13 protein-coding genes are annotated in these 18122 nt (G+C 66.3%); 7 read left to right on the forward strand and 6 right to left on the reverse strand.

The features are described 5' to 3' along the window. Positions 1-64: 64 nt before the first annotated feature. Both RPC_RS19885 and RPC_RS19890 read right to left on the reverse strand, forming a co-directional pair. Positions 65-2698 (reverse strand): hypothetical protein, encoded by a 2634-nt coding sequence (locus RPC_RS19885; RefSeq protein WP_011474380.1) that lies wholly within the window; start codon positions 2696-2698, stop codon positions 65-67. 83 nt (positions 2699-2781) lie between these two features. Then, complete coding sequence (locus tag RPC_RS19890; RefSeq protein ID WP_011474381.1) at positions 2782-4662, reverse strand: M3 family oligoendopeptidase; 1881 nt, start codon at positions 4660-4662, stop codon at positions 2782-2784. A gap of 312 nt (positions 4663-4974) precedes the next feature. On the opposite strand from RPC_RS19890, the gene RPC_RS19895 reads away from it, so the two are divergent. From RPC_RS19895 to RPC_RS19910, 4 genes are all read left to right on the forward strand, one after another. Further along, on the forward strand, positions 4975-5637 hold the full coding sequence (locus RPC_RS19895; protein WP_011474382.1) for a TerC family protein: 663 nt from the start codon (positions 4975-4977) through the stop codon (positions 5635-5637). Positions 5638-5923: 286 nt separating this feature from the next. Continuing rightward, a complete protein-coding gene (locus RPC_RS19900) occupies positions 5924-7426 on the forward strand; it encodes a sigma-54-dependent transcriptional regulator (RefSeq protein WP_011474383.1) in 1503 nt (500 codons plus the stop codon). A gap of 297 nt (positions 7427-7723) precedes the next feature. Beyond that, positions 7724-9916 (forward strand): L,D-transpeptidase family protein, encoded by a 2193-nt coding sequence (locus RPC_RS19905; RefSeq protein WP_011474384.1) that lies wholly within the window; start codon positions 7724-7726, stop codon positions 9914-9916. A 283-nt stretch (positions 9917-10199) separates the two neighbouring features. Beyond that, positions 10200-11825, forward strand: a complete 1626-nt coding sequence (locus RPC_RS19910) for a DUF882 domain-containing protein (RefSeq protein ID WP_011474385.1) — start codon at positions 10200-10202, stop codon at positions 11823-11825. 495 nt (positions 11826-12320) lie between these two features. Here the strand turns inward: RPC_RS19910 and RPC_RS19915 are convergent, their stop codons facing one another. Beyond that, entirely contained in the window at positions 12321-12590 is a 270-nt protein-coding gene (locus RPC_RS19915) for a DUF2312 domain-containing protein (RefSeq protein WP_011474386.1), read from the reverse strand. 384 nt (positions 12591-12974) lie between these two features. Between RPC_RS19915 and RPC_RS19920 the strand changes: the two genes are divergently transcribed. After that, positions 12975-13568, forward strand: a complete 594-nt coding sequence (locus tag RPC_RS19920; protein WP_011474388.1) for a DUF1036 domain-containing protein — start codon at positions 12975-12977, stop codon at positions 13566-13568. Next, positions 13565-14992 carry a pyruvate kinase gene (gene pyk, locus RPC_RS19925; RefSeq protein WP_011474389.1) on the forward strand — a complete coding sequence of 476 codons (1428 nt, stop codon included), beginning with the start codon at positions 13565-13567 and terminating at the stop codon, positions 14990-14992. The genes RPC_RS19920 and pyk overlap by 4 nt, the downstream gene beginning before the upstream one ends. Positions 14993-15026: 34 nt before the next feature. On the opposite strand, the gene RPC_RS19930 is transcribed toward pyk, so the two are convergent. Together RPC_RS19930 and RPC_RS19935 are read right to left on the reverse strand one after the other, a co-directional pair. Further along, positions 15027-15464, reverse strand: a complete 438-nt coding sequence (locus RPC_RS19930; protein ID WP_011474390.1) for a type II toxin-antitoxin system HicB family antitoxin — start codon at positions 15462-15464, stop codon at positions 15027-15029. Between the two features lie 159 nt (positions 15465-15623). Then, entirely contained in the window at positions 15624-16505 is an 882-nt protein-coding gene (locus RPC_RS19935; RefSeq protein WP_011474391.1) for an SDR family oxidoreductase, read from the reverse strand. Positions 16506-16607: 102 nt separating this feature from the next. Here RPC_RS19935 and RPC_RS19940 point away from each other — a divergent pair, with 102 nt between their 5' ends. Continuing rightward, positions 16608-17447: a helix-turn-helix transcriptional regulator gene (locus tag RPC_RS19940; protein WP_011474392.1), complete on the forward strand. Its 840-nt coding sequence runs from the start codon at positions 16608-16610 to the stop codon at positions 17445-17447. A gap of 235 nt (positions 17448-17682) precedes the next feature. On the opposite strand, the gene RPC_RS19945 is transcribed toward RPC_RS19940, so the two are convergent. Next, a complete protein-coding gene (locus RPC_RS19945; protein WP_041802118.1) occupies positions 17683-18108 on the reverse strand; it encodes an OsmC family protein in 426 nt (141 codons plus the stop codon). Positions 18109-18122 lie beyond the last annotated feature (14 nt).

Here is an 18122-nt window from a genome sequence, read left to right on the forward strand (position 1 = left end):
TAAAAGCGTTGGGGCATGTCATACATATGTATAACATACCCCGCAACATCGTTCAACAGATGTTTTACACGCCGGACCCGGCCCCCTCCCCCTCTTCTTCCACACTCAGCCCGAGCGCGGCCCGCACCGCCGCGACGGTCGCGTTGCCGGCATCGCTGAATTTCGTCACCACCGGGTCGCCGCCGTCGCTCGCGACGCTGACGTCGTCGGCACCACACAGCAAGCCGTGGGCGATGTGGAAACCGAGCGCGCGATAGACCTCGAACTGCTCCTCGCTGAAGAACTGGTCGCCGGTCGCCTCGTGCGGAAACTGGGCGTGGCGCCGGGCATAATCGCGGACGTAATCGTTCTCGTCGCCGCTCAGCGACGACTTGATGTAGACGAGGGTGCCCTTTTCGCCGCCGCCGTAGTCGATGATGCCGATCGCCACATGCGGGCCGTGCGGTTCTTTGGATGGCGGCGGCGGCGGCAGCTTGCCGGCGTTGACCGCCATGCAGCCCAGCGTCGCGGCCTGGATCGGCGCCCACGGCAGATAGATCCGAATCCCGAGATCGATCCGCGCGTAGCGCTGCAGCGTCACCAGCGAGGGAAAATGCATCGCGCTGTCGGCTTCGGCATCGACCGCGATGATCAGCCGGCATTGCCGGCGCAGCAATTCGTAGATGCCGAGATTTTCGATATGGCCGCCGTCGGTGAGATAGATTTCGTCGCTGTTCTCGTAGAGCCGGCCGGAAAGCTCCGACCACAGATAGCGCGTGGTGCGGTGGGTCGGCGTCCAACTGGATTTTACGTCCGCGCCCGCCGCCGTCCCCGATCCGGCCGCCGCAAAGAACGCCGGGTTCGTCAGCCAATAGCCCAGCCGGATGTTCAGCAGCGCCAGCGTCGGCGTCAGCGGCCGGATGGTCTTGGAGCCCATGTTGGCCGAGGCCGCGGCGCCGGAGATCGCCATCGCGGTGGCGAGATCGAGTTCGGCGGCCGCCGCCTCGAGCCGGTCGGTGGGCGCGTAGCCGGTGGCCTGGCTGCCGGTCGAGTATTTCGAGAACACGAAGAAATCGGCGTTGCGGCCGCGGCGGTTGGCGAAGTCCGAGCCCTGGATGTTGAGTGCCGCATTGATCAGGTGATAGGGCGCCTGCGCCGTCGATAGCGTGCTGAGCCGCATACCGCTGACGTTGACGAAATCCCGGCCCTGCTCGCGGCTCGGCTCGTTGGCGCTGGGCCGGGCGCCGCGGCGATGGCGCGGATCGAATAGAAACGCTTTGCCGAGCCGGTCGCGATACAGGCGGTGCAGCGAGTTGGCGTTCGGCGCCAGCGGCCACGACAGCACGAACACCAGCAGCGCCACCGCGACATATAACGCCGGCATCAGGTGGCCCTCCGGCACCCGGCCGGGCATGAACTTGGAGAGCCAGATCAGCCAGTTTGGCGTATGTGCCCACGCCTGCGGCGACGACGAATCCGCAGGCGCGGCCGCGGCGCAGCGGCTGGCGTCGTCGGGTTGCAGGCTGCCCTGCAGCGTCGCGGTGGACGCGCCATCCTGCTGCTGGATGTTTACGGTGGCGGAGATCGCGGTCGGCGGGCAGCGCACCTGTTCTGCGGTACGCTTGCCGTCATTGGCGATCGCCCAATAGCTCAGATAGAGATACGCTACCCAGATGATCAGCGGCAGCGCCAGCCCGGCGACCCAGACCGCGAGCTTGATCGCAATGGCGGAGGCCTGCGCGGCGAGGCTCGATCCCGCGGTGGCGCTGTTGAGGAACGCGCCGATCTGACGCTGGAACATCACCACCAAAGCGGTGACCGGCGCCGCGGCGGCGGCCAGCGTCTTCACCCAACTGGTGAACAGTCCCAGCACCAGCCCGCTGGGGTTGCCGTTGTTGTGGTCGGCGATCTGGAACATGCCTTCGATCACGAACGGCTGAAATTCGAAGAACGCGATCGCCGCGAACGCCACCAGCAAGACCCCGCCGACAATGTCCATCCAGCCCAGCCGCCGCGCCAGCCATGGCGACGACCGCGCCAGCGCCCACAGCAGGAACAGCCCGAGTAGCGTCAGCCCCGCCACCAGCGTGACGCCGAAATTCCGCGTCAGAAATTGGCTGAGGTCGACGCCGAAGAAATCCGATTTGCCGAGCGAGGTCCGCACCGGGTTCGACCACGCGGTGACCGCCGCCAGCAGCAGCAGCACCGGCACCACCAGGGACAGGTTCGCGACCAGCCCGCGCAGCACGATCGCCGCGGCGCTCAGCACGTCGCGAAAGCCGCGCGGGATCAGATAATTCGAATAGTTGCGCAGATGGCCGACCGCCGGGGTGTCGCTGATGTCGGTGGCGGGGGCGGCGCCGGCGAGCGGGGCGGCGCTGCCGCCGAACACGAAGTCCTTATGGCAGGTCAGCGTCGCCGACAGCGAGCTGCCGAGATAACCGCCGCCCGACACCGTCGACAGATAGTCGATCCGCGACAACAGGCCCTGGTTGTTCAGCGCCTGCACCACGCCGAGACAGACCGACGCCGAGCGGATGCCGCCGCCGGACAGAGCGAGACCAACGGCGTCGAGGGTCTTGCCGGAGGCGGGCGTTGCGAGCTTCCGCGTCGCTTCGCGGCGGCTGTTGATGGCTTCGATTTCCTTGGCGAACACGGCGTGGAATTTATCGCGCCATGGACGCTCGTCGTCATCTGCATTGGGCGTCGTCTGATCCATGACCGCCTCCCCCAGAGACGTCATGGTAGACTCAACTGATAGTTGAACTCAAGCCGGAGCCGAACTTTCCGGCTTGCGAGGCCCTACCCCATTGCCTCCAATTCATCGATCATCCCGGCGATCACCGACAGCCCGCCGTCCCAGAAGGTCGGATCGCGGGCGTCGAGCCCGAACGGCTGCAGCAGTTCGGAGTAATGCTTGGTGCCGCCGGCCGACAGCATCGCCAGATAGCGTTCGGCAAAGCCTTCCTGGGCGTTCTCGTAAACCGCGTAGAGCGAGTTCACCAGGCAATCCCCGAACGCATAGGCGTAGACGTAGAACGGCGAATGGATGAAGTGCGGGATGTACATCCAGAAGTTCTCGTAGCCCGGCTTGATGTCGATCGCGGGGCCAAGGCTCTCGCCCTGCACGCTGAGCCAGATCTCGCCGATCCGCTGCGCGGTCAATTCGCCGTTGCGGCGCTCGGTGTGGATCGCGCGCTCGAACGAATAGAACGCGATCTGCCGCACCACGGTGTTGATCATGTCCTCGACCTTGCCGGCGAGCAGCGCCTGACGCTGCTTTAAGCTCTTGGTCTGGCCGAGCAGCCGCTTGAAGGTCAGCATCTCGCCGAACACGCTCGCGGTCTCCGCCAGCGTCAGCGGCGTCGGCGCCATCAAGGCGCCGTTCTTCGCCGCCAGCACCTGGTGCACGCCGTGGCCGAGTTCATGGGCGAGCGTCATCACGTCGCGCGGCTTGCCCTGATAGTTCATCAGCACATAAGGATGCGCCGAGGGCGTGGTCGGATGCGAGAACGCGCCCGGCGCCTTGCCGGGCCGCACCGGCGCGTCGATCCAGCGATCGGTGAAGAAGCGCTCGGCGATCTTCGCCATCTCCGGCGAGAACGCCGTGTAGGCGGTCAGCACCATATCCTTGGCTTCCGGCCAGCCGATCGTGCCGGTGGCGGCGAACGGCAGCGGCGCGTTGCGGTCCCAATGCGCCAATTGCTTCTTGCCGAACCAGCGCGCCTTCAACGCATAATAGCGATGCGACAGCTTCGGATAGGCGGCGCGCACCGAGGCGACCAGCGCGTCGACCACCTCGCGCTCGACCCGGTTGGCCAGATGCCGGGAATCCGCGACGTCCTCGAAACCGCGCCAGCGGTCGGAGATTTCCTTGTCCTTGGCCAGCGTATTGGTGATCAACGCGAAGGTGCGCTCATTGGCCTTGAAGGTCTTGGCCAGCGCCTGCCCCGCCGCCTTGCGCTTTTGCGGATCGCGGTCCTGCAGCAGCGTCAGCGTCGGCTCGATCGCCAATTCCTTCGCCCCGAGCTTGAAGCGCAGCGCCGAAATGGTCTGGTCGAACAACCGGTTGAAGGCGCCGTAGCCGGTCTGCGACTTTTCGTGAAACAATTGCTCGATGCGGTCCTCGAGCTGATACGGCTTGTCCTTGCGGCTGTCCTCGATCCACGGCCGGTAATGCCCGAGCTCGGGGGCCTGCATCGCCATCTCCATCACCGCGTCGTCGACCCGGTTGAGTTCGAGCGCGAAGAACAAAAGATGCACCGAGGCCGCGGTCAGCCGCTCGGAGACGTCGCCGTAGAATTTCGACAGCTTCGGATCGACGCTGTCGCCGGCATGAATGAGCCCCGCATAGGAGGCCAGCCGTCCGGCGAGATCGTCGATCGCCTCGTAGCGCGCCACCGCCTCGGCGAGCCAGACGCCGCCGCCGCCCTTGGCGGTCTCCTCGGCGAGCTTGCCCTTGTAGTCGTGCTCGAAGGCGATGCAGTCGGCGTCGATCTTGTCGAGATCGCGCGCCACCTCCGGCGAATCGATGCTGGTATAGAGATCGGCCAAATCCCATTCCGGCAGTTGCGCGGCCTTGGCTTGCGGCTTGCGGCTCGGCGGGGTCTTCTTGGCGGCGCCGGTGCGCGGGGCCGGTTTGCGGACGGATTTGCTGGCTCGGGAGGTCGCTGCTTTGGCCATGGGCTCTTTCAAAACATTGCGCGTCAAATCAGGCAAACGCTACTAGCTGAGACGATAGCAGGGCAAGCGCCTGTTTGAAGGCGTTCGGCCGGCAGCATTGTGATGCCGGCAGCGTTGCGGCGCGGTGACAGCCTGCGACAAGGCAACGCGGCGGGCGGATTTCACGTTGAATGTGACGCGACAAGCGGATATTTCCATCGTCGACGGAACCTCGCGCAGCGCTGCGCGATTGTGCAAGCACGTCCCGGACCGGGCCCCTCTGGCAGTTCATGTGAGCTGTGATGTCGGACAGGACGTTCACAGAGAGGCCCGATGAACGAGTTTCTGACGATTTTCACCCCCGAGGGCCTGTCGGCGCTGGCCCAGGTCATCATGATCGACCTGGTGCTCGCCGGCGACAACGCCGTTGTGATCGGGCTGGCCGCCGCCGGGCTGCCGAAAGAGCAGCGCGGCAAGGCGATCCTGATCGGCATCGTCGCCGCCACCGTGCTGCGCATCCTGTTCGCCAGCGTCACCGTTCAGCTGTTGCAGATCATCGGCCTGTTGCTGGCCGGCGGCGTGCTGTTGCTGTGGGTGTGCTGGAAGATGTGGCGCGAACTGCGCAGCCAGTCGCAGCACGACGCCGACGCGCTCGACGCCCTCAATGACGACGGCACCGCGTCCGGCGCGCCGCGCAAGACGCTCGGCCAGGCGGTTTGGCAGATCACGCTGGCCGACATCTCGATGTCGCTCGACAACGTGCTGGCGGTCGCCGGTGCCGCGCGCGAGCATCCGATCATCCTGGTGTTCGGGCTTGCGCTGTCGATCGCCTTGATGGGCCTCGCCGCCTCCTTCATCGCCAAGCTTTTGCAGAAGCACCGCTGGATCGCCTATGTGGGCTTCGTCATCATTCTCTATGTGGCGCTCGACATGTGCTACCGCGGCGTGCTGGAAATCTGGCCCGATGCGATGACGCGGTTGCTCGCGCTGTTCTGAGCGCCTAGCGGACGATAGAGCATCGAAATGACTCCAGCGGCTCCGTCATTGCGAGCCGCGGACGGCGCGGTGCGCCGGCCGACGAGCGAAGCAAGCAATCCAACGGCTTTCTTGCGTAGCCTGGATTGCTTCGTCGCAAGAGCTCCTCGCAATGACGAGCTTAAGCGCCTGATTTCGTTGCGACGCTCATGAGTCTGACTGTTAGCAATCCGATTCACCATTCATTAACGCTTGCGCGACCATGGTGGCCCAATTCGGGACAATTCGCCTTGGAGTTTGAGTGAGTATGGCCACCACGATTCTGATCGCCGACGACGATGCTGTTCAGCGCAGGCTGGTCGAGAACATGGTGCAGAAATGCGGCTACCGGACCGTGGTGGTCGACAGCGGCGACGCCGCGATCGAAACGCTGACCGCGGACGACGCCCCCACCATCGACGCGGTGGTGCTCGATCTGGTGATGCCCGGCCTCGACGGCATGGGTGTGCTGGAGCGGATGCGCGACGCCGGATTGAGTATCCCGGTGATCGTGCAGACCGCGCATGGCGGCATCGACAATGTGGTGTCGGCGATGCGCGCCGGCGCCACCGATTTCGTGGTCAAGCCGGTCGGCATCGAGCGGCTGCAGATCAGCTTGCGCAACGCGCTCAACGCCAGCGCCTTGAAGGGCGAATTGCAGCGGCTAAAGCACAGCCGCGACGGCAAATTGACCTTCGCCGATCTGGTCACCCGCAGCGAGCCGATGGGCCACGTGCTGCGGATGGCCAAGCGCGGCGCGACCTCGGCGATCCCGGTGTTGATCGAAGGCGAATCCGGCGTCGGCAAGGAATTGATCGCCCGCGCCATCCACGGCTCCAGCGAGCGCAGCGCCAAGCCGTTCGTCGCGGTGAATTGCGGCGCGATCCCCGACAATCTGGTGGAATCCATCCTGTTCGGTCACGAGAAGGGCGCCTTCACCGGCGCCACCGAACGCCACACCGGCAAATTCGTCGAAGCCAGTGGCGGCACGCTGTTTCTCGACGAGGTCTCCGAATTGCCGCTGGCCGCGCAGGTCAAATTGCTGCGCGCGCTGCAGGAAGGCGCGGTCGAGGCGGTCGGCGGCCGCCGCCCGCTCAAGGTCGACGTCCGCATCATCTCGGCGACCAACCGCAAATTGCTCGACCGGGTCAAAGCCGGGCAGTTTCGCGAGGATCTGTTCTACCGGCTGCACGTGCTGCCCTTGACCATCCCGCCGTTGCGCAACCGCCGCGAGGACATCCCGCATCTGTTGCGGCATTTCCTGGCGCGGTTCTGCGCCGAGGAAAACCGCACCATCACCGGGGTCAGCGGCGAAGCGATGGCGCGGCTGGCCCAGCTCGATTGGCCGGGCAACGTCCGCCAGCTCGAGAACGCGGTGTACCGCGCCGTGGTGATGAGCGAGGGCACTCACCTCGACCTCGCCGATTTTCCGCTCACCGCCGCCGCACCGAGCGTCGCCGAACTGGCGGGCGAGCCGCTGTTGATCGAACCGGCGTTTCATTCCACCGCACCGCAATTGGTGGCCGGCCATGACATCCCGATCGCGCCGATGCCGGCGGCCGGCAGTCTTTCGATGCTGACGCCTGACGGCGAGGTCCGCCCGCTCGACGAGCTGGAGAGCGAGATCATTCGCTTTGCGATTTCGCATTACCGCGGCCAGATGTCCGAAGTCGCGCGCAGGTTGAAGATCGGCCGCTCCACGCTGTATCGCAAGCTCGACGAAACCACACATGCGGAACGCGAGGCTCGCGCGCCCGCAGTTTCGAACTGAAGCGATTCGCGCAATTCGCTCGCGTGATCGCGCGCCGCAAGGGAACATTTGAACCGTTGCCGGGCGGTGACAGACAAAGCGGGAGTCGCGTGGCAAAAACGGTGTGACGCGGGTGTTGTGGAGTTCTTCGAGTCAGTTTGTCGTGAGATCCCCGCGACCTGCTGGGCGGTTTGCCCGCTCGCATGGTAGCGTTGATGAATCAAGGCGAGCAGCGCGCGATCACGGCGCTTCAGCAAAAAGTTCGACAGTGCGAGGGACTGTTCCAAACGGGGCAGCTTCACCCAAGGGGTGCGATGAATGCGAGATGATTCCAATGGCCGCCGCGGTTTCGACCGCGTTCTGATCGCTGTTGCGGCAACCTTCGTCACGCTCTCCAGCGGAGCCGCCATGGCGCAGTCCGGGCCGCAACGCAGCCCTGCCGATCTCGCCATCGACGCCGCCGTGCCGATGCCTGAACCCGCCAACCTGCCGCCGCCGTCGATCGGCGACTTCAAGCTCGACGCGGCCACGACCAGCGCCACGACGTCCGACACCACCGCTTCCGACACCACCGCCCCCGACACCACCGCGTCGGTGCCACCCGCCGCCACCGTCGAAGCGCCGAAGCAGGACGCCGCGGCGGCGCAGCCGACTGCGCCCGCTCCCGTCGCTGCCGTGCCCGCGGTCGCGCCGGCCAACGACATCGCGAAGGAAACCAGCGAGCCCGCCAAGTCGCAGGCCTCGCAGCCCGCCGCCGATACCAGCTCGAAGGATGCCGGCAAGACCGCCAGCGCCGTGGCGCCGGCCGATCTGCCGGTGGCCGAGAAGCTGCGCGAGATGCTGGACGGCAAATCCACCCGCTATTTCGACCGCAAGGGCGAGCGCGCCGCTGTGGAGAAGTTCTACACCGCGCGGGATTTCGCGCCGCTGTGGACGCACGCCGGCGCCGTCACGCCGCTGGGCCACGGCGTGGTCGCGCGGCTGAAGGACGCCGCCGCCGACGGCCTCAACCCCGCCGACTATCCGCTGCCGGATTTCGCCGCCGCCGCCACGCCGGAGGCCTTGGCCGAGGCCGACCTGAAACTCACCGCCAGCATGTTGGACTACGCCCGGCAGGCGCAGAGCGGCCGGATGCATTGGTCGCAGGTCTCGGGCGACATCCAGTATCCCGAACACCCGATCGACCCCGCCGAAGTGCTGGCCAATGTCACCGCCGCCGCCGATCCGTCCGCGGCGCTGGCGAGCTACAACCCGCCGCACAAGATGTATCGGCAATTGAAGGCCAAGCTCGCCGAATTGCGCGGCCAGGGCGATGGCCCCGGCGCGATCCAGATCGCCGAGGGCCCGGCGCTGAAGTACATTCCGGCGCGCAAGAAGCAGGCCGCCGTCGAGGTCGACGACCCGCGGGTGCCGCAGCTGCGCGCCAAGCTCGGCATCAGCGAGAATCCCGACAGCACCCGCTACGACGCCAAAGTGGCCGCGGCGGTGCGCAAATTCCAGGACAGCGCCGACCTCAAGGAAACCGGGGTTCTCGACGAGCGCACCGTGACAGCGCTGAACAGCCCGAAGAGCGACCGCCAGATCGACACCGTGATCGTCAACATGGAGCGCTGGCGCTGGCTGCCGCGCGTGCTCGGCGCGCCGTCGCTCGGCGACGCCTACGTGATCCTCAACATCCCGGACTACACCTTGAAGGTGATGCAGCACGGCGCCCCGGTCTGGACCACCCGCGTGGTGGTCGGCAAGCCCGGCAATCACGCCACGCCGCTTCTGACCGAGACGATGAAGTACATCACCGTCAACCCGACCTGGAACGTGCCGCCGTCGATCATCTACAACGAGTATCTGCCCGCTCTGCAGCAGGATCCGACCGTGCTGGACCGCATGGGCCTGAAGCTCGAGCGCAACCGCGACGGCTCGATCCACATCTCGCAGCCGCCCGGCGAACGCAACGCGCTGGGCCGCATCCGCTTCAATTTCCCGAACAAATTCCTGGTGTATCAACACGACACCCCGGACAAGAATCTGTTCTCGCGCGACGCCCGGGCGTTCAGCCATGGCTGTATGCGGGTGCAGAACCCGGATCAATACGCCGCCACGCTGCTCAACATCGCGATGCCGAACGAGCGTTACACGCCGGAGAAGATCCGCGGCATGTACGGCAAGAGCGAGATCGACCTGAAATTCGCCACCCCGATCCCGGTCAACCTCACCTATCAGACCGCCTTCGTCGACGACGCCGGCAAGCTGCAGACCCGCAAGGACGTCTATGGCCGCGACGCGGCGATGCTGGCGATCTTGCGCAATCCCAAGGGCAAGGATCTGGAGAACGTGGTCGCCCACGCCCAGCCGAACTACGCGAGACCGCGCGCCGACATTCCGCAGGGCGTGGCGTTCAACGACGGCGCCGGCAACGCCGAGCCGTCGTTCTTCGAACGGCTGTTCGGCGCCCCGAGCGCGCCGCCGGCGCAACAAAATCGGCGCCCGCAACGCAACGTGTTCGCCCGCTGATCCCTAGGGGCGATCCCCAGGACCGCCCCGTATTAACGGAAATTCAGTAGTAGGAACAACGGCCCCGGCATCCCCGGGGCCGCTTGCATTAACCATTCTCCATCCTCGCCTCGGCACCGGGCTATTTTTCGCCACACTCGGCAGGCTAGGTTATGCCTAACGGGGGGTGGGGCGTAGTCTTCAATTAACCCTCCTGCTTTAAGGCTGCATTCATCCTGTCCTCGCTGCTTCGGGGTTGCGAGGTTCGGATTTGTCGAGTGGTCATTTTGGGGTGGGTTCGTAGGTGCTGGCTGGATTCGCACGTCGTTTCTTGACGCTGACATCGACCCGCGCCGGGGTTCGGGCCGGATTGGCGTCGTTGTTGCTGCTCGCAGGCGCAGGCTCCGTCCACGACGCCACCGCGCTAGGCGACACCCGCACCCTCTCCTTCCACCACACCCATTCCGACGAGAACCTCACCGTCACCTTCAAGCGCAACGGCCGTTACGACGAAGCCGCGCTGCGAGAGATCAACCACTTCCTCCGCGACTGGCGCAGCCAGGACCAGACCACGATGGACCGTCGGCTGTTCGACATCCTCTGGGAAGTCTACCGCGACGTCGACGCCAAGCAGCCGATCCAGATCATCTCCGCCTATCGCTCCCCCGCCACCAACGCCATGCTGCGCCGCCGCTCGTCGGGCGTTGCCCGGGCCAGCCAGCACATGCTCGGCCAGGCGATGGATTTCTACATTCCCGGCGTGGCGCTGGAGCAGATCCGCTTCGCCGGGCTGCGGCTGCAGCGCGGCGGCGTCGGCTTCTATCCGACCTCGGGTTCGCCGTTCGTGCATCTCGACACCGGCAACATCCGACACTGGCCGCGCATGAGCCACGACCAGCTGGCCCGCGTATTCCCCAACGGCCGCACCGTGCACGTGCCGTCCGACGGCAATCCGCTTCCCGGCTATCAGCTGGCGTTAGCCGATATCGAGAAACGCGGCGGCGCGTCGGATGCCACCGGCAGCGGCCCGACCGGCTTCCTGGCCTCGCTGTTCGGCAAGAGCAAGTCCGGCAGCGACGAGGATGACGAGGGCGGTGCCGCCCCGGCCGTGGTCGCCAGCGCCGACGCCGCCTCGCCGGCCGGCCTGATGGCCGCAGCCCCCGGCAACATCAAGAACGCCCTGGTCAAGATCATCGACAACGTGCCGCTGCCGCGCGCCAAGCCGCCCGCAGTGGCCGCCTTCCAGGTGGCCTCGGCGGACGTCCCGCCCGCTCCGATCGCGAAGCCGGTCGCCGAGAAGGCCGACACCAAGCAAGACCCGAGCAAGCCGCAATCGCCCGCCGACATCATCAACGCCCGCGGCTTCTGGGACGACATGCCGGCAACCAAGCAGGCGACGCCGGCGCAGGTCGCCGCGATCAGCGCCCGCCAGGCGCTCGCCGCCGCCGACCCGCAATCCACCGCCACCATTTCCGAAAGCACGATGCAGGCGATGGCCTATGCGCCGCCGCCGTCCGAGCGCGCCCAAGTTGTCGCCGCCAGCGCGCCGGTGCCGCGCAGCGTGCGACCGGCGCAGCCGGCGCGCAATCAGATGGCGATCAACAACGTCACCACGGTGGTCGCCAAGGGCCAGCGCGGCCACGGCGCGGTGGTCGCGACCTCGTCGCGGCTCGCCGCCGCGGCGGTCAAGGACAACGACGTCTGGATGCGCGCGATGATCCTGGCGCCGAGCGCCTCGACCATGACCTCCACGGTGTTCGGCGACACCGACCTCACCATCCTGCGCGCGCATTTCAGCAAGCCGCAGGCGGCCGTCGCCATGGCGTTCGCCGACGATCCGCAGTCCGGCATGCAGTGCGAACAGTTCACCGGCGCCGCCGTGGTGACGCTGTCGACCACGCCGTTCACCCGCACCGCGGCGCTGCGCTGAGTTTGTTCAGGTGATTTGACCGCGCTAGCTGAGGCCGGCGGAGCCACGCCAAACGCGGGCATCGCCCCGCCCACCGCCGTCATCCTGAGGAACCCGGCGCAGCGCGTAGCGCGAAACCGGGTGTCTCGAAGGATGGGCCACGGGCGCTTGGCAACCGCGCGCCCTTGGCAATCCGCACCGCGCGTCCGCATCCTTCGCGGCCCTCGCTGCGCTCGGGCGCCTCAGGATGACGGCGCTTCGACAAGCGTCACCTTTGCAGCAATCTCGGGATTGCGGGCTCGCTCGCAAGTGCTCGCGCCCCAAGGATGACGTCGCGATATTTTTCGGAAAACAACTTCCCCACACACTCTGCGTCATCCTGAGGTGCCCGAGCAAAGCGAGGGCCTCGAAGGATGGCCGCAAGTACGTCACGTCATCCTTCGAGGCTTGTCCGCAGCGCCTACGCGCTGCGGACAAGCACCTCAGGATGACGGGGCGGAATCGCCGCGCGATCCCTCACAGCATGCCGAGCGCCTGCATGTAGGTTTCCAGGATGGTTTCCTGTTCGGCGCGCTCGTTGGCGTCCTGCTTGCGCATCCGCACGATGGTGCGCAGCGCCTTGACGTCGTAGCCGTTGCCCTTGGCCTCGGCATAGACGTCGCGGATGTCGTCGGAGATCGTCTTCTTCTCTTCTTCCAGCCGTTCGATTCGCTCGATGATGGCCTTGAGCTGATCCTTCGCGAATTGGGTCGCGGGCTCTTCCTTGACGGCGGCAGACGTGGCCATCTCGTACTCCTGATGTGACTGTTGGATTGCGGCCCGCTTGTATCGCGCCTCGCGGCGAAACGACACTCAAAAGTGCGGCGGCGGTCGTCAACGAGCATCGCACGAATCCCCGGCGATCGACAGCCGCGGCGGCGACGCGCGATTGCAGAATCACCGCGTCGCAGCCCTCGGGTTCCGGCGGGTTGCGCGATCACCGCCAGCCGTGGTTAGGTCTGGCGGTCACGCCCGGGCATTGACGTCACATCGGAGTTGTCACAGATTTTGCCATATCGTGAGGTTAAAGCTGCCGCGGCCGATTTCGCCCGGCCTGCTCGGATTGCCGTCACCTTGACAGCGGCCGGCGGGCCAAGCGAAGTCCTCATGGGTTTGATATAGCTTGACCGGATGATCGCAGCAGATTCTCATCGCCATGCGTTTTCGCTGCGTCGACCCGGCATCGCCCTGATGCCGGCGTGGGCGCTTGCCGTGCTATGCCTCTCGTTCACGCCGGCGGCGGCGGATTTCCGCCTCTGCAACAACACCGCGAGCCGGGTCGGCATCGCGCTGGGCTATAAGGACGCCGAAGGCTGGACCACCGAGGGTTGGTGGAACGTGTCGTCGCGCAGCTGCGAAACGCTGCTGCGCGGCACGCTGGTGGCGCGATTCTATTACATCTACGCGCTCGACTACGACCGCGGCGGCGAATGGTCGGGACAGGCTTTCATGTGCTCGCGCGACAAGGAATTCACCATCAAGGGCACCGACAATTGCCTGGCGCGCGGCTTCGACCGCACCGGCTTCTTCGAAGTCGACACCGGCGAACAGCGCGCCTGGACGGTGCAGCTGACCGAAAGCAGCGAACAGAATACACAACGGCTGCCGGGCATGCCCGGCGCACCCGGTCCAGGGACGCTCCCGGGAATGCCGAACTCACAGGGTGGAACGCCTCCGGGCGCGTCTGGTCTGTCACCAGATGCGGTCCCGGGAAGCAAGCAATGAGACGCCTTCGACGAATCAAGATTCTGGCCACGCTGGGCCCCGCCTCCTCCGACGTTGCGATGATCCGCAAATTGTTCGAGGCCGGCGCCGACGTGTTCCGCATCAACATGAGCCACACCTCGCACGACAAGATGCGCGAGCTGGTGAAGGCGATCCGCAGCGTCGAAAGTAGCTACGGCCGGCCGATCGGCATCCTGGTCGATCTGCAGGGACCGAAATTGCGGGTCGGGATGTTCGGCGGCGGCGCCATCCAGCTCAACAACGGCGCTACCTTCATTCTGGATTCCAGCAAGGAGCCCGGCGACGCCACCCGGGTGCAGCTGCCGCATCCGGAAATTCTCTCCGCGCTGAAAGTCGGCGACGCGCTGCTGCTCGACGACGGCAAAGTGCGGCTGATCTGCGAGGAAGCCTCGCCGGAGCGCGCGGTGACCCGCGTGGTGATCGGCGGCAAGATGAGCGACCGCAAGGGCGTCAGCCTGCCCGACACCGACCTGCCGGTGTCGGCGATGACGCCGAAGGACCGCGCCGATCTCGAGGCCGCGTTGGAAACCGGCATCGACTGGGTGGCGCTGTCGTTCGTGCAGCGCGCCGAGGACGTCAACGAGGCCAAGCGGGTGATCCGCGGCCGCGCCGCGGTGATGGCGAAGATCGAAAAACCGCAGGCGATCGACCGGCTGCCGGAGATTCTCGAAGTCTCCGACGCGCTGATGGTGGCGCGCGGCGATCTCGGCGTCGAGCTGCCGCTGGAGCGGGTGCCGAGCCTACAGAAACAAATGACGCGGATGGCGCGGCGCGCCGGCAAGCCGGTGGTGGTCGCCACGCAAATGCTGGAATCGATGATCACCAGCCCGGTGCCGACCCGCGCCGAAGTCTCCGACGTCGCCACCGCGGTCTATGAAGGCGCCGACGCCATCATGCTGTCGGCGGAATCCGCCGCCGGCAAATTCCCGGTGGAAGCGGTCGCGACCATGAACCGGATCGGCGAAGAGGTGGAGCGCGACCCGATCTATCGCGGCGTGGTCACCGCGCAGCGCCCGGATCCGGAAGAAACCGCCGGCGACGCCATCGCTGGCGCGGCGCGGCAGATCGCCGAGACGCTGGATCTGTCGGCGATCATCTGCTGGACCAGCTCCGGCTCGACCGCGCTGCGGGTGGCGCGCGAGCGGCCGAAGCCGCCGGTGGTGGCGATCACGCCGAACATCGGCACCGGCCGCAAGCTGTCGGTGGTGTGGGGCGTGCATTGCGTGGTGGCGGAAGACGCCCACGACCAGGACGACATGGTCGACCGCGCCGGCTCGATCACCTTCCGCGACGGCTTCGCCAAGGCCGGCCAACGCATCATCATCGTCGCCGGCGTGCCGCTCGGCACCCCCGGCGCCACCAACATGGTGCGGATCGCCTATGTCGGGCCGGGGGATGCGTAGCCGATATCTGAACCGCGCGGCGTGAGCTGCGAGGTTACGCCGCCGCCTCGACGCCGATCACCAGCCGCTTGCCGAGCGCGCGCAGCGCGTCGACCATCGCCGGCAGCTTGGTGGCATGTTTGGGATCGAGAATGCGGCGAACTTCCTTCTCGTCCTTCTGCATCCGGCGCGCCAATTCGCTCTTGCTGATGCCGGCGCTGACGAAGGCCTCGATCACCGCGAGCTTCGCCGCGACGTCGGGCGCCACCGCGACGAGGCTCAGCCGCTTGCCCTTGGCGCGCGGCTTCGGCAGCGGCTGACCGCGCGCCGGGTAGCTCAACAGCGCAAGCCCCAACGCCTCTTCCGCCTGCAGGCGAGCGTCCGCCATGCCATTGCCCTCGGTGATCGCTTCCGGCACGTCCGGAAAGCTCACCACGATCACGCCGGGCGTATCGCCCGGCTCAAATTCCGCCGCATAGGCGAAGCTGTCCATTGTCTGTCCTGATCGGTTGCCACAGTTGGCGGCTCAGTCGGCAAGCCCGAGCTGCTTTCTGATCTTCCGCGCCTTCGGACAATATTGTCCGATTGTCAAGACCATCGACCAATCGAGCGGATCGCCTCTATCGGCCCCGGGGATGCGTAGCGCTAAGGCTCAGCGCGCCGCGTAGTAACCGGGCTGATCGATATCGGCGAGCAGGTCCGGGCCGGTCGGCGTCCAGCCCAGCACCGCCTTGGTGTGCGCGCTCGACGCCGGCATGTCGGCGGCCGCGAAGTCTGCGAACCAGCCGAAATGCTCCGGGCCGCGGGATTCCACCGGCACGCCGAGCCCACGCCCGATCACCGCGGCGATCTCCCTGAACGGCACGCCCTCGTCGGCGATCGCATGGTAGGCCGCCTCAGTGGCGCCCTGCTCCAGCGCCAGGCGATACAGCCGCGCGGCATCAAACCGATGCACGCCGGGCCAGCGGTTCAGACCCTCGCCGACGTAAGCCGACAGGCCCTTATCCCGCGCGATGCCGATCAGGATCGGAATGAAGCCGTGGTCGCCCTCGCCATGCACCGACGGCGCCAGCCGGACGGTGGCCGCCCGCACCCCGCGCTCGGCCAGTGCGCGGGCGGTCGCCTCGGACTGGCGCGGATAGTTCGGCCCGCGCTCCGGCACGTCGGCTTCGGTCGCGACTCGCCCCGGCGCCAGCAGTGCCACGCCGGAGGTGACGATCAACGGCCGGCTCGATCCCGACAGCGCTTCGCCCAGCGTCTCGATCGCGCGGGCATCCTGCGCGGCGTTCTCGGCGAATTTGCTGAAGTCGTGGTTGAACGCGGTGTGGATCACCGCGTCGGCCGCCGACGCCGCGCTGCGCAACACGTCGAGATCGTCGAGCGTGCCGTGCAGCACCTCGGCGCCGCGCGCGGCCAGCGCCTGCGCCTTCTCCTTGGACCGGCTGAGGCCGGTCACCTGATGGCCGTGGCCGATCAATTCGTCGACCACCGCCGAACCGACCCATCCGGTCGCGCCTGTTACGAATACACGCATGTTGATCTCCCACTTTTGTTTGGTGAGAGATTTGTAGCAGCCGCTATATCGTATTAAAGTAGTGACGTTATCCCGGTATAATGACTAACAGGATACGCAGCGATGCCCGAAGCAAACCCGCTCGGAACCTATCTGAAGAACCGCCGCACCAAGCTCGATCCGGCGGCGCTGGGCTTCGCCGGCGGCCGGCGGCGCACCGCGGGCCTGCGCCGCGAGGAAGTGGCGCAGCGCGCCAATATCAGCGCCACCTGGTACACCTGGCTGGAGCAGGGCCGCGGCGGCAGCCCTTCGGCCGACGTGCTCGACCGCATCGCCCGCGCGCTGACGCTGACCGCGGTGGAACGCGAGCATCTGTTTCTGATCGGCTTGGGCCGTCCGCCCGAGGTGCGCTATCGCGGCAGCGACGCCATCACGCCGCGGCTGCAGCGGCTGCTCGACACATTGACGCTGAGCCCGGCGATCGTCAGGACGCCGACCTGGGACGTCGTCGCCTGGAATCGCGCCGCCGTGGCGGTGCTGACCGACTACGGCGATCTGCCGCCCGACCGGCGCAACATCTTGCGAATGATCTTTTGCGATCCCGACGTGCGCGAACGACAAGCCGACTGGAATACGGTGGCGCGCTTCGTGGTCGCCAGCTTCCGCATCGACGCGGCGCGCGCCGGCGCCGGCACCGAGGTCGCCGCATTGGTCGAAGAGCTGAGCGTGGCGAGCCCGGAATTCGCGGCGATGTGGCGCGACAGCGATGTGCAAACCCAGGCCGGCGGCATGAAGCAATTGCTGCATCCGCAAGTCGGTCCGATCACGTTGGAATATTCGGCCTTCGCGGTCGACGGCCGGCCCGACCTCAGCCTGATCGTCTACAATCCGGCGACGCCGGCCGACCGCAAGCTGGTCGAGACGCTGATCGAACGACTGCCAGCCGAAACCAAGGCGGACTAAACGACCTCTCGAGTTGGATTGATGCGCGTCAAGATCCCCAGGCCGTCATTCCGGGGCACGAGCAGCTTCGCTGCGAGTGAGCCCGGAATCCATAACCACCGCAGGGGTTATGGATTCCGGACTTGCTCGTTCTTCGAACTCGCAATCCGGAATGACGACTGCATGTGGGTTGGATGATTCGATCCCAACCGAAAATGCTCGAAGTCCGCCCTGGTCGCGGGATCAGTCAGCGGAGTCAGCCCAGCTTGGCGTCCAGCGTGATCTTGGTATTGAGCAGTTTCGACACCGGGCAGCCGGCCTTGGCCTTGCCGGCGAGCTCCTGGAAGGTGGCGTCGTCGGCGCCGGGAATTTTCGCGCTCAATGTCAGATGCACCGCGGTGATGGAAAAGCCGTCGCCGTCCTTGTCCAGCGTGACGTCGGCCTTGGTCTCCATCTGCTCGGCGGTGAGCTTGGCTTCGCCGAGAATCAGCGACAGCGCCATGGTGAAGCAGGCGGCGTGCGCGGCGCCGATCAGCTCTTCCGGATTGGAGCCGGGCTTGCCCTCGAAGCGGCTGGCGAAGCCGTAAGGATAGTCACTCAACGCGCCGCTCTTGGTCGAGATCGCGCCCTTGCCGTCCTTGATGCCGCCCTGCCACTTCGCCGATCCGTAGGTGGTGCTCATATCCATCTCCCTGT

This window comes from Rhodopseudomonas palustris BisB18 (assembly GCF_000013745.1).
Lineage (GTDB): Bacteria > Pseudomonadota > Alphaproteobacteria > Rhizobiales > Xanthobacteraceae > Rhodopseudomonas_A > Rhodopseudomonas_A palustris_F.